Source organism: Desulfosporosinus acididurans (genome assembly GCF_001029285.1).
GTDB lineage: Bacteria > Bacillota > Desulfitobacteriia > Desulfitobacteriales > Desulfitobacteriaceae > Desulfosporosinus > Desulfosporosinus acididurans.
In genome coordinates this window covers 117928-131386 of the sequence record NZ_LDZY01000014.1, presented here as the reverse complement: position 1 = coordinate 131386, position 13459 = coordinate 117928, and the positions used below count along the sequence as shown (strand labels likewise).

At 38.5% G+C, this 13459-nt stretch carries 12 protein-coding genes; all 12 read right to left on the bottom strand.

Going from position 1 to position 13459, the window contains the following annotated elements; translation table 11 throughout:
• Nucleotides 1–755: IS110 family transposase (locus tag DEAC_RS18060; protein WP_047811469.1), on the bottom strand; the 755-nt coding region annotated here is incomplete at its 3' end.
• Between the two features lie 154 nt (nucleotides 756–909).
• On the bottom strand, nucleotides 910–3657 hold the full coding sequence (locus DEAC_RS18055; RefSeq protein ID WP_083996285.1) for a DNA-directed RNA polymerase subunit alpha C-terminal domain-containing protein: 2748 nt from the start codon (nucleotides 3655–3657) through the stop codon (nucleotides 910–912).
• Nucleotides 3658–3833: 176 nt separating this feature from the next.
• Nucleotides 3834–4094: a hypothetical protein gene (locus tag DEAC_RS23965; RefSeq protein WP_047811467.1), complete on the bottom strand. Its 261-nt coding sequence runs from the start codon at nucleotides 4092–4094 to the stop codon at nucleotides 3834–3836.
• Between the two features lie 607 nt (nucleotides 4095–4701).
• Complete coding sequence (locus DEAC_RS18045; protein ID WP_047811466.1) at nucleotides 4702–5928, bottom strand: ABC transporter permease; 1227 nt, start codon at nucleotides 5926–5928, stop codon at nucleotides 4702–4704.
• Nucleotides 5925–6635: an ABC transporter ATP-binding protein gene (locus DEAC_RS18040; RefSeq protein WP_047811465.1), complete on the bottom strand. Its 711-nt coding sequence runs from the start codon at nucleotides 6633–6635 to the stop codon at nucleotides 5925–5927. Before DEAC_RS18040 ends, DEAC_RS18045 begins: the two co-directional genes overlap by 4 nt.
• A 186-nt stretch (nucleotides 6636–6821) precedes the next feature.
• On the bottom strand, nucleotides 6822–7415 hold the full coding sequence (locus tag DEAC_RS18035) for a tetratricopeptide repeat protein (protein WP_053006494.1): 594 nt from the start codon (nucleotides 7413–7415) through the stop codon (nucleotides 6822–6824).
• A gap of 209 nt (nucleotides 7416–7624) precedes the next feature.
• Nucleotides 7625–9187, bottom strand: coding sequence for a recombinase family protein (locus DEAC_RS18030; protein WP_047811464.1), 1563 nt, complete (start codon nucleotides 9185–9187; stop codon nucleotides 7625–7627).
• Between the two features lie 15 nt (nucleotides 9188–9202).
• Nucleotides 9203–10804 carry a recombinase family protein gene (locus tag DEAC_RS18025; protein WP_047811463.1) on the bottom strand — a complete coding sequence of 534 codons (1602 nt, stop codon included), beginning with the start codon at nucleotides 10802–10804 and terminating at the stop codon, nucleotides 9203–9205.
• A gap of 167 nt (nucleotides 10805–10971) precedes the next feature.
• Complete coding sequence (locus tag DEAC_RS18020; protein ID WP_047811462.1) at nucleotides 10972–11175, bottom strand: helix-turn-helix transcriptional regulator; 204 nt, start codon at nucleotides 11173–11175, stop codon at nucleotides 10972–10974.
• 2 nt (nucleotides 11176–11177) lie between these two features.
• Nucleotides 11178–11573: a DUF2178 domain-containing protein gene (locus DEAC_RS18015; RefSeq protein ID WP_047811461.1), complete on the bottom strand. Its 396-nt coding sequence runs from the start codon at nucleotides 11571–11573 to the stop codon at nucleotides 11178–11180.
• 114 nt (nucleotides 11574–11687) lie between these two features.
• On the bottom strand, nucleotides 11688–11858 hold the full coding sequence (locus DEAC_RS23765; protein ID WP_162531699.1) for a hypothetical protein: 171 nt from the start codon (nucleotides 11856–11858) through the stop codon (nucleotides 11688–11690).
• Between the two features lie 163 nt (nucleotides 11859–12021).
• Nucleotides 12022–13239, bottom strand: coding sequence for a transposase (locus DEAC_RS18010; RefSeq protein ID WP_242847197.1), 1218 nt, complete (start codon nucleotides 13237–13239; stop codon nucleotides 12022–12024).
• Nucleotides 13240–13459 lie beyond the last annotated feature (220 nt).

Below are 13459 nucleotides of genomic sequence, written 5' to 3'. Positions count from 1 at the left end.
CGGGAACAAGACTCTCCTTCGGTGCAACCAATGCTCTTCTGAGCAGCTTCATACAGGCTCTTAGCCCTTTTCATTCCGACTGCTCTCAACTTGTTGTCTCTCCAAATTCGGTTTATTCCTTCTACTCCAAGTCTTTTGATATCCCTAGGTTGCGGGGCAACTTGCAGAACCAGCATGCTACTTGTCGCATCAAACTTTCCAAACACCGTTTCATGCTCGGGAAAGTAGATTTTCAGCCACCTCTGAATGCGATTTTTTATACTGCTCATTTCCTTTTGGATGCGCATTCTGCAAGCCATCGCTATTCGCAGTTCTGCATAGATCCCCTCCGGGATATAGGGCTCATTGTATCTCCCCTCGATGACCAGCTTAGCAATTGTTTTGGGGTCCTTAGCATCCGTTTTGCTGGGGTGGTTGTCATCAAGCTCCTTACTACGCTTTACATGGAATGGGTTTACGAGGACTAGCTTAATGCTTTGCTCTTTTAGATATGATGCCAGGCCGAACCAGTAATGGCCGGTTGGCTCTGCGCCTACCACTATGCAGTCCTTTTGTGCTTGACCTTTTAAACGTTCAATCCATGCATAGAAATCCCTGAATCCTTCAGCACTGTTTTCAAACTTGAATACTTTGCCCAGCTCTACTCCTCGCCAGTCGAAAGCCCTGGCGTAATGAAGCTCGCTGGCGATGTCCACTCCGATAACAATACTTCTTTCAGAAAGTTGCTTTAGTTTCTCGTTTTGTGTAAAATTCATTTGGGATGACCTCCGTTATTTTGATTGGATTCTGTTGGCCAACAGTCCTTTCAAATTGTAACGTGAGGTCTTCTTTTTGACAAAGCTCATTTTTTCCTACTACAGGAATGCTCCTCATATTTATCATGTAATTGCTCATCAGTAAACCGTAGGTTTAAATTTCCTCGAAGTATACATCGTAGTCAGCGTAAACCTTTTGAGTTATTGTGTCATAGTACATTGTGCTACCCTTAATCGTTTCTACAATTTTATACCATTCAAGATTTATGTTGTAATCACTTGATAGCTTTTCAGTCAGCTCATATACATCTAAAGATAGTGATTCACTAGAATAAACAATCCATTCCAAAAAATCGATGAGGGATACATTTTCACTACTTCGTCTAAAAAGCTTATTTTTTCCTAACCGGCGATAGGAAAAATGCTCCTTATCTTCGGAAAGTAGCGAAGCATAGAACCATTCACCAAAGCCAAGCTCATCGAGGGCATGGGTAAAACCTTTTTTTCGCAGTGAATATACAGTAAAATATTGTGAATCAACTGCTTGATATGCTTTGCGGCAATAGTCCATTATGGATTCTTTTTCTACACCAGCACAATTTAGCCTGCGAAAATGCACATACTTTAATGGTGCATATTCTAAAATTTCATACGTCGCTTTTAGTTTATACACCTCCGACATATACGCTATCGTATTTAGCACTTCCTTGGGAAAGGACTGTGCATCTATAATATCCTCTGTAGTAAGAATCTCACGAAAATACTCCGCTGCGGATGGATACTGGTCCTTGATTGCATAGTTGGCATAAACCCGAAATCCTAGTGCCTTTAGTGTGTATGGATTCAGTAGTTTGGGATCTGCCTGGGGGAATTCGCTCACATACAACTTCCGAATATCGGACAAGAGATAGAATTCTTTGGACAGTAGTTGCTTCATTTTGGCTGCCATAATGTCAGAGAGCATCGGTACATCTATTTTGTAAACACCCGAATAAAAAAACTGATCGAAGTTTTTCATGTAGTTGGCCAGCACTGTTTGAGACAATACGCCGTACTCGTGTTCATAGGCTGCAGCAAAATCTGTATTTGTAATCGGAGCAAGAGTCAACAACAAATCCATCACCTGAGTATCTCTGTCTGCTATCCCGAACTCTATGTTGGGCATACGCTTAAAGTGTAATTGTGGGTAATCGTCGCTTCTGCAGATCTTTTTAAGTAGATTATGCAACTCGTATTCATCCTGAATGTCGTAATCACTCATCAACTCTGGATATTCCTGAAAGAACTTACGTGTTGAGAGCTCCACGTTTTTGTAATTGCTCAAATTAAGGCCTTTAAGCAGATCAGTGTAATCATACGCATCAATATTGTAGTAGCGAAGTTTTTGTCCATATTTCCACAGAACATGATCACTTGCAGCTAATTTGTTGGAGTAGCCTCGATCCATCACCGAAAACTTAGGATTGTCCTGCAGATTTAAATCTTCCAGTAGCATTTGATAAAATTGCGAAAACTCTTCAAATGTAAGACCTTCCGCACCCGCTGTGCGCAATATATATTCACTAAGTTCGAATCGACTACGGAGAACTCGCTCACCACCAAGAACCACGTGATTTTTATAAATTATTCGTTCTGCGGCCTTTCTAAATCTCTCAGGGAAATCAGAATCCGTAGCCAAACTATCTACGAGATATTTCCCCTTCTTATAAGCGATAGAAAGGTAATTGTATGTTATCTCAGATTCCTTAAATCCTAAAATAAAATCTTCTTTTGCTATGTCATATTTTTGAAAAACAAGCGCATATATGTCCTCACTCAGAGTAGGTGCCTTATTGATGCACTTTGATTCAATTTGTCGTACACGTTCTCTCGTAAGATATAATTCTTTTCCGATCTTATCCAATGTTTTCCCAGAAAGACGTCCAGTTAAAACAGCACAATCCTGCGGTTTTGGCAAGGATGCAGCATATTCGAGAACCGTTGGATATTTTTGCTTATATATCTGATCGTGTAAGCAGAGTAAATTGCTATCCTGTATCAGCTCTAATATTAGACTATCCACTAATAGTTCGTTCTGCAAAAAAGAAGGTAGAGATCTCACCAAATTAAACTTATCTAGTCCGTAAGGGTTGAGTTCCAGTTGCTTCAAAATAGTTTCTTTGATTGCACATCTCAACAGGGGCAACCAATAGAGTTCTGAAATCAGCGGCTCATCGATCTCCTTAGCTAATACCTCTGGAGCAAACCTACCATTACAATTCTCAACAAGTGGAAGAATTTCCTCATACAGTTTGGCTGCATGAACGTCTATCGTCTTAACAATCTCCTGTACGATGCAACGGCAAAACTCATTAGTTCCGAAATCCGAATCATTATTGTAGAAACTCTGAGCGGTAGATACTGGCTGCAGAACGAGTAGATTTATAGCTTCAATTATTTCTTTCACACTCTTTGGGCCCATATTTGGGATTGCAAATAGGTCTGTCTCTGTCTTATCCAATAACTCGGAAATATAGTCAATTCCTGCTCCTTTTAAGCAATTAAATGCCCTCCTTGACAGCTCAATGTCTTCTATGGGGAAGTCTCGATACAATTGACCGTCCTTTCCAATGAACCATGCAACTACAGCATCCTCTAACTTTTGGTCTGCATTGCAATTCAAAGGATCGATCTCGATAATTTCGATCTGCTCGATCACTTCTGTAATTTCTGTTACAGTTTTTGCCCCCATGTTTTTCAAACTCGGGAAGTTTTCTTTTGGGAAATCCAGCAGCTCACCCACGCCATTGATGCCTGCTCTGCGTAGGGCGTTATTCGCTCTTACAGATAGATCTAATTTTTCTATCGGATCTAATCGTGCCAAGTACTTCACTACTTTCCCTCGTTTCGCTAAAATGGCCAATTGCGTCTTATCTTCGTTTCATTTTTTCTCTTTCGTGGATTCCTTTTCCATAGGAATACCTTCGACGCTCTTTATCAAATAAACGCCCACAACAAATTACTTTTTCAAGAATCACGTTAAATAAAGAAATTGCCGATTAGAGTATTCTTTATTTATCCATCAATTTCCTACAACTTTTATAACTTTTTTATATTATTCACCGCAGTATTCCTTCTCTGTTCCATCCATAAAGGCGACCACAATTTTCCGCTTTCATAAACCGTTATGTGGTCCAATGTCTTAAGCATAAAATCCGTATCGAAATCCGTGATGTGTGCAGCATTCTCTGTAATATCCGTGAACTGCATCGCTCGGTACTGCTCCAGCTGGTTGCCAAATTCAGCATATCGGTCCCAACGCTCCTTTATCTCTTCTCTGAGTCTCGGAGAAGGTTCCACACCATTATGAACGCTTCCTTGAGAATCGCTTCATCTTGCATGGCGATTGGTGGAGCCTTGAACACACTTAAACAATCTTAACTCTATATCGCTCTTGGCATTGCCATACCTTTCGATATACGCCACCTATTTTCAGAAATGAATCGACTTTCGTCCTGAAAGTATAATGCAGACATATCAGTACATAGAGGGGCCGTTTTCCCTAAATCTCATATACAATTACGCAAAACTCTCCTTCTTTACGCGTATATTTCTGCGTAAAAGTACACCCCCCTAAAACAAAAAGTCCCCTCAGACATACGTCCAGGGGAACATAAAACACACTGAAAAATTCCTCCAAAACCCTGTAAACAGCTGATACCAAGTTACTTCCGCTCATCAACACGACACACTCAACGGGCTGCGTCCACGGAAAGATATTTACCTTATAAACATTCATTGAAGTAACGTCAACGTGCCCGGAGTTGCCAAATCGGCTCGCTAGAAAACACACTGCATCTCAGCAACGTCTATATGCTAAATTAATTAACATTATAAGAATAACTGGAAGTTTAAGAATCAAGAAAAATGCTTTATAGTACCAATACGAACAGGAAAGTTTTTGCTTTTACGAAAACATGGCAAGCTTTTTAGCTACGAATTTGCTTAGGAAGAACCCCAATGGAAATAATATTAAAGCAAATAGCCACTGTCGTGTTAGAAGGAGAACAATGAGAGCCAAGATTATTTCTCCTGGTAAAGCCATAAGAAACAAAGAACGAATTGCGGCACTTAATTTAATTTCAGGGCGTAGGGGGAACATTGAAACAAATGGATTATTAAGTGATTCTAACCAAAATGGTTTAACCATCGCTATCAAAAATGGAATGGATACGCCCCACCAGAACCATTTCAACACAGGAGGGTAAGCCGTAAGCACTAAAACGTAAGCACCGATCACTTGAAAATAAAATATGATATTAGAACTGTGTCGCAAAGTGGATTTAATGCATATTTCCACTAAACTATTTTCAGGGTTACGCTGCTTAAAAATAATATTAGAGTTTTGGAATAACCATGGGCTGGTTCTTAGAGTAGTAGTCTTTTTTGTATAAGTTCCTGCATACTTCAATAAAACGTTAGTAAACTTTAGTTTTGAGGCCTGTTGCATAGATATATCTTCAAGAAGTGTTTCAGAAATAAACATCCGTTGGTAGATAAGCCAAATTAAAGCAGTAATAAGTGTGAAAAATGTTAGAGAAAACAATATAGATCGATTAAGTAGTAAAGATACGATCTGGCGTAAAAAGACACCCGTAAGAAAAAGCAAAATAGTTTTAGAAAGGCCTAATTTCCAACCCTGAACGCGAAATTCTAATAGCTGTTTTAGTATCCCAATCGAAGCTTTTAACAAAAAGATAATTGCTGTAAGCCATACAAACATATGCGTGGTAAAGTTATAATGTAACAATAGAAACGGTGCCCATACAATCGAAAAGAGTAGCGAAACCAATAAATTTTTAATCATGTAGTATACGAGGCTATATTTTATTAACCCTTTGACCCAAATCTTACGTTGAAAAAGAAAAATTTGATCCGCATCTTCAACAAATACCTGAAGAGTTCCTGACCATAAAAAAACAAGAAAAATAACCAAAAAGCCATTTATAGGAATATAGTTTAATTCTACTGGAACTTGCCTCCACCAACCCAAATAGGCATCGATAAAAATGGCTGAAAACGGTATGACGATATAGAGAGCCACAATCCAATCGAACACGGTTTTCCAGACGGAATATTGGTATTTCCATCCGTTAATTAAACGATGCCAAAAGAGTTTTCTTATGGTAGTCATAGAGTTTTCTCCAATAATTCAATGAAACAGTCAAAGAGAGAACCATTTATAAGTTGACTCTGCTCTCTAATTTCTTGTAAGTTACCTTTAGCTAGAATCGTTCCATCGTTTATTAAAACGAAGGAAGTACAAATTTTTTCGGCAGTATCTAAAGAATGCGTAGACATCAATACTCCTGTACCTTGATTCCTAGCTTGTTGAATTAAAGAAAGAAAATCCTTAATACCGATAGGGTCCAAACCAATGAATGGCTCATCAATTATATAAAGTGACGGACTAAGAAGGAAGCCCAGAATTAGCATAACTTTTTGCTGCATACCTTTAGAAAATGTCGTCGGCATATTATGTCTTACATGAGTAAGTCGAAATAGTTTGAGTAAACCCTCAGTTTTATTTAGAAATTCAAGCTGGTCAATTTCATAAACAGAAGCAGCAAATTCAAGGTGCTCCCACAAAGTCAATCCTTCGTACAAGACAGGTTGTTCTGGTATATAGGAATAGTTTTTGTACGAACCTCCAAATTCAACTATACTATCGTTTTCAGGGAGCAATCCCATGATTGCTTTTATTATGGTACTCTTCCCAGCTCCATTAGGGCCAATTAAACCAATTAATTCTCCATAACCAATATTTAATGCTACATTCTTAATAATAGGCTTATTTGCCATATAACCAGCCGTTTTGATATTAACCTTTACAATATCCAATCTATTATCACTTCCATGATCCTTTTGGATAATTATAACATACTAGCAATAGCCGCTAAAGCTAATTTCGAATTACTGAATTGTAATGCTTAATAAGACCCCAACAATAATCTTTATGTATTTCGCATTATCCTACTTATGCGTCGTAGCAAATTGGAATGAATAGGCAGTCAGTGCACAATTATATTATCGATTGATCTTTCTCTTTTTAACGCTCACTAATGAACTTTGAATGGGAGTATCAATTTGGAATTCAAATCTTCCATCTTTAGTCAAATGATTGAGAAGCTCTTCTTCGTCAAAAGTCAGATATCCCTCAACAAGTAATTGACAAAACACATCGTCCAATTCTCTTGCTTTTCTTTTTCCTTTTAGATAATCATAGCAAAAGTCCGAAGTTTTCTTATCTAATCGCAAGATTACCGGAACTGTAACCCATTTAAAGTCTCGCTCACTTTTGCCTAATGCAAACAAAGCATCCAAAATCGAATATTCTATGTCTTCAAAATCAGGATTAGCTCTATATAAGGGCTCAAAAAAATCAATTGCCTTTTCGTGCTCTTTACATAAAATGTAAGCCTCTCCTAAACGCCATTGAGCATCGATATCCTCTGGGTTATTTTTAGCTATCATCTGTCTAAGTTTTTTTAATCCTTCGTAATCCCCCTTGCTAATGAGTTCGTAGTCATCTTCCCAATCTTCATATCCATCATCTTCAATATTATCGTCAAGTTCCTTACTGCGATTACTAAGGTCTATATTCTTGTTATCAATATCCAAGTGGTTTACCTCAATTCTGATATTATTAATACTTCATCTGATTCGGAGTCTCACTTAGTAATTCATGGCAAAGGCAATCGGATAGACATCTATGTGAGCTTTCAAGTCGCGTTATGAAACTTGTCCCGGTTCCGTTCACTTTTTAAGATTATACTAATTGATTACCAATACTTGGTCAACAACTTCGATCTATTTAAAGAGCAATAATTTCACATTCGCCCTAGTATCTCTCTCACCTCTATCCATGCCTTAAACACAAACACCACCTCGACTATCGACAAAACCTTAGCCTTCTCAACCAGCCTGCGAAACAGATCCCCATCAAACCTATCCAGTGGCTTTCCATCCGTAGCATCCATATAGGCCTTGAACTCTTCTAATTTGCTCTTCCTCCATGACTCTTCGGCCTCAACATTTTTTAACCCAACCTTATGCCCTCGCAAAGTTTCAATTTCGCCTACCACTTTTGCATATTTTTCATTATCGGTCCCCAAACTTCTTAGAACAGTCAACAATTTTTGCTGGAGTTCTTCCAACTTGGCATCAATTTCCTCAGTCCCAACTACACAATCACCGGTTTCCTCAAGCAAAAATGCCTCCTTCCTACTAATGACTTTGTTTATCGCACGTACGAAAGCTTTCTCTAAATCCTTCTCCCTAATTGATTTCATTCCGCAAGATTCCACTCCATTGATTTCTCGGTTAATACACCGCCACACGTACTTTCTGTTTTTGCCACTCCCCCAAGCTTGGCGTCTAAACTTTGAACCACAATTTTGGCAGAACAGTTTACCGGAGAAAGGGTACTCGCTGGTAAAAGAACTCTTCCCACTCCTTGAATACCCGCGCAAGTTTCCCCGTCTTTCAAATTCCGCCTGCACTGCTGCAAACTCTTCCTTAGAAATAATAGCTTCATGACTATCCTCAACATAATACTGGGCAGCATGTCCAGTATTTTTCACTCGCTTTTTCGTTAGAAAATCTATCGTGTAGGTTTTCTGGAGCAGTGCATCCCCCATATACTTGACGTTTTTCAGTATCCCAATCACCGTGCTGTCATACCAACGGGAACCGCCTGACCCGGTTTTTATCCCATCCTTCTGCAGAATACTGGCTATCTTATAAGGACTTTTACCATCAAGAAATTCTCTATATATCCTGCGTACTACCCCGGCTTCTTCTGGAACAATAACCAACTGGCCCTGATCGTCTTTGGTATATCCGAGGAATTTATTGTGGTTAACTAAAACCTTGCCCTCTTGAAACCTATAACTTATGCCCATCTTAGTGATCTGTGACAAATTGGAACTCTCTTCTTGGGCCAAACTCCCGAGCAGAGTTATCAGAAACTCGCCCTTACTATCAAGCGTATTCACATTCTCCTTTTCGAAGAAAATAGCCACCCCCTTCTCCTTCAGCTGCCGTACATATTTCAAAGTATCTAGAGTATTGCGAGCAAATCTGCTAATTGACTTTGTAATCACCATATCAATCTTGCCTGCCATACACTCATCAATCATGCGGTTAAATCCCTCACGTTTCTTGGTGTTCGTGCCGCTGATACCCTCATCACTGAAGACCTGCACGAATTCCCAAACTGGATTATTCTGGATGTAAGAGGTGTAATGCTCAACCTGCGCCTGATAGCTTGACAATTGTTCCTCATTATCTGTGGAAACCCGTGCATAAGCACAAACTCTAAGTTTCGCGGTAGCCTCAAGACCTTTCATCTCTTGCATCGGTTTTGCTGGAATTACTGTAACTGTTGCCATTTATAATAACCTCCCTTAGAAAATATCGTGGCCTCGCTTCAAGGTATAACTTTCCTCGAAAGCAAGGCCGTTTTTTAATTGGAATATTAATTTGGTTCGTTCTTTGACCACTATTTTTTCGACTATATTGCGGTACATGTCATCGTTGAATTCTGCGAGATTGCCGTCCTGTGCCTCAAGTATGGATTCAAGTTCTAAGGTTCTGTCCATTCTAGTATCTCGCTTATTAATTTCAGCCATCCAATCAGATCGCTCTGTCTGAAGCCGAGTCAAAGTTTTAACCAGTTCTTCGTGTTCAGTTTTAACTAGATTATGGTCCGCATAACCTTTTTCTTCTATTAAAAAAAGCGCCCGTTCCTGTCGGATGAGTTTCTCAATTTCCTCATCCAACTTCGCGATGCGCTCATTATCTAACTCGGTTAACTTTTCTCTTTCCAATCTTGCTTTATAATCCCCTAGCAACTTGGCTCGGTCATTATAAAGCTGGTTAAACACTTTAACAAACAATCCTTTAATGGTCTCTTCTTTAATCCTCCCTACCCCACACGAATTTTTACTATAGGTGTTGCAAATCCAGCAAACCGACTCTGCTACCGTACCACAATTGTCTATATGCCTTTTAAATGTGTTACCACAATGGCCGCAAACAATAGTTCCAGTTAAAGCATATCGATTTGTGTATTTCTCTCGGTTACCCTGAATATTGCCCTTCGATTTAGCCCTCTCCGTCATTAATTCCTGAACCTTTTCAAAATCCTCCCGGCTAATAATGGCGGGATGACTGTCCTTTACATAGTACATTGGGGCTTCGCCAGAATTTCTCTTCCTATTACACAGGCCCGTTGTAATGGTTTTTTGAAGGCGTGCGTCACCAGCGTATTTCTCATTCTTCAGTATATCTCTTATGCTTGATTCAGCCCATTTAACCTTTCCGGAGATGTTTGTCACCTCATCAGCTTCAAGACCTTTGGCTATGTGGGAAACTCCCAGACCGGAAAGATAGTCTTTAAAAATTTGTCTCACAATAGTTGCTTGTTCTTCATTAATTATCAGATTGCCCTCTCGGTCTTTATCATAGCCAAGGAAGCGCTTTGTGTTAACTGAGAACTTACCTTTCTTGAAACGCCGTTGGTTACTCCAATGCATGTTTTGGGATATGGAGGCCAGTTCTTCCTCTGCGACTGAGCTTAGGATGGATAACATAAGCTCACTTTCGGCGGTTAAAGTGTTAATAGCCTCCTTCTCGAAGTGAACGGCAATCCCAAGAAGTTTAAGTTTACGGACAGTTTCCAAACAATCTTGAACGTTGCGTGCAAAACGGCTTATTGATTTTGTTATGATAAGGTCAAACTTTTTATTTTCAGCATCCTGAACCATCCTCATGAACTCTAGTTGTTTTTCTATGTTCTTGCCGGATATACCCTGGTCGCTATAAATGCCTGCAAAGGTCCAAGCTGGATTGTTATTTATATAGGAAGTGTAATGCTGGACTTGGGCTGAAAAGCTTTCCTGCTGCTCGGATTGGTTAGTGGAAACCCTGACGTAGGCGCAAACTCTAAGTTTTTTAAGTTGCTCATGGAAGACTGGTGCTTTCTCAATGGTGCGTATTTTTTTCATGCTACTCAACTCCTTTACTAGCAAGGCTTGTGGGAACATATTGGTAGTAAAAAAATATCCTACGATTGCTAGTCGTAGGACATGATAGCTCTTGTATGGGGTGGATTGCAAGAAATTTATTTCTATAACTAGGTACAGTGGTAAATTATATGTAAGGAGGTGCGATCTTAATCTATAAATTGAAACAATTCTTCTACTGGAACCATAAACACTTTAGCTATATCCATTGCCATCTTTAAAGATGGATTATATTTACCGTTTTCTAAATGCCCAATCGTTTCTCGGCGAACTCCAATTAACTGAGCCAGCTCTTCTTGTTTCATATTTGTTTTTGCCCTATATTCCTTAATTTTTGTTATTAACTTTGGCATACTTAGTTTCCTCGTACATCGTAAAATAGAAAGAACAGCGTATTTAACATATACATACTAACAAACATATACACTAAATTTATCATGGAAATTGTCACCGAGGTCCTATAGAATAAGCCATACGCCATTACCAATCCCGCCAAACACAACGTAATAGTAAAAGTACAACTAGCTGCTTTAAGTTGATTGTACTTTGTCATTTCATCTTTAGTCTCAAAGCTTTTACGATTAGTGTAAATAAACGAGAAAACAAAAAAAACTACGTCAATAATACTTATTATTTTAGACAACGTATCATGTTGTCCACGCATGATGAAAACCCCACTAATCAGTATTACTACAGTATTGGTCACAGCTTGGACGATGACCTTTTTACGCAAACTGGATTTAGATTTCATTTTAACGCCTCCTAATGTTATATATTTATAACTTAATAATACAAATATATCACATTAGGGCTGTTTTGTAAATAATGATAAACTTGCAATGCCTAACACATCAATTCAGGAACCTCACCTACTTACATAGAGTTTTGACAAAAATTCAAATCTTCCACAAAAACCACTTACCTTTAGCTCATATTTGAGTTCAAAAACTCTCATTTGCCCATGAATCTCACTTTGGCATTCAAAAATTTTCATACGATTTCCAGCAAGTTTCCCTTCAGATATTCTTTTTATCATTTCAACCTTCACCAGCAATTTAGCTTTTGTAGGATTCCAACCGTTCTTAATTAAAGAATTCTCTTAGTATGTATTATATCTACATTATTTACTTAATTTAACTATACAGAGGATACATCTCCCCTTACCCCAAAATTACACTTCATTTTTAATTGCCTAATCTTTATGAGCTGCTAAAAACCAGTTCTTCTTTATACTTCATTAGATATAGGCCTTTTAATAAAAGCCTTACCATTTCTCGTTGAGTTGTCAATTGGTTTCTCAGTCGCCTTACCAAAAATAGCTGCATAAGATTTGATGCAATAATGATTAAATTAAGTACGGCTTCCACTGCCTTTCCGCCGTGCACAAAACAATGCTCTAAGCCACATTCACTCTTCAGGTTGTTAAAAATTGAGTTCTCTATATCCCAACGCGCTCTAATGATTTTGAATAAAGTTTTATGTGCCATATCCATAGAGGTCGTCACTATCATAAGTTGTGTACGCTTCTTGTCCTTATGTTTCATTGCAAATTTTACAAAACGTAACGGTTGATCAACATTGTCCATTGTAAATGTTGACTCGTAAACTTCTACTTTCTCAAATCCCTTTTCATCTTCCCAAACATTAACTACCTTCGACTTATTTGTCTTCTTTCTTGCTGAACGCAAACTCTTATTGTTATTGTTTTTTGCTCGGACTATGGTATCGATGCCGAGATTTCTACAGTGGTTAATCCAAACTGAATTACAGGCAAGGGTATCATAAACGACAACATCCATTAATCTTTTTTGGCTCTTCATGGTGCTTGAAAGCAGCCTTTTCACAACGTTCAGCTCACCCTCATCCTTTGAAGCAGAATCTTCTCCGGGCCTGTACATTTCAAAGCCAATCACCAGTTTGGGACCTTTACCTACTATTGATATGACAGCGCCACTATGGAAACTATGGATCTTATTGCCTTTGGTATTTTTCAAGCATTCTGGACAACTTTTCTTATTGCTCCCAAAAAACTTTGTTCCATCAATCGCAGCAACAGTATATCCATCAATCGTTCCATTGTCGAAAACTTTATTCTCAACGGCTGTTTTTACGACGTTTTGATTGACTTGTTTTAGTCCTTCGAGATCTAGGACCTTCAGCGTATCTCTGATCGCATCAATTTGCGGCAACTTAGTTCCCCGGGGAAACAGTTTAGTGAACTCATAATTCTTTATCATGAAATTTAGTTCATTAAAACTTTTTATCCTTAGTAAGAAGCCAAAAAGCACAGGCAGAATAACTTGACCCGTGCAATAAGTGGGGTTAACTCTTCCGTCAGATAATTGATTCAAACCATGATCTATCTGATAAACATTCTTCATGTAGTTTACCAATTTTACAAAGTAGTTCTTTCGCATTTCATCCTCTCTTCCAATCTGATTTTAGCAGGAAGCAAGAGAGAGAAAAAGTCCGAATTTGATACACTTCTGAAATCTGTAATATTACCAATGAGATCAATGGTCTAATAGTGCTAGAGGCTAAACTGCTTATGGTGGGGTGTTATAGTAAAATAGTCCTCTGATGAAACGGTGTCATAAAATTATGTGACGAATGAATATCAACATCACTTTCTTTATT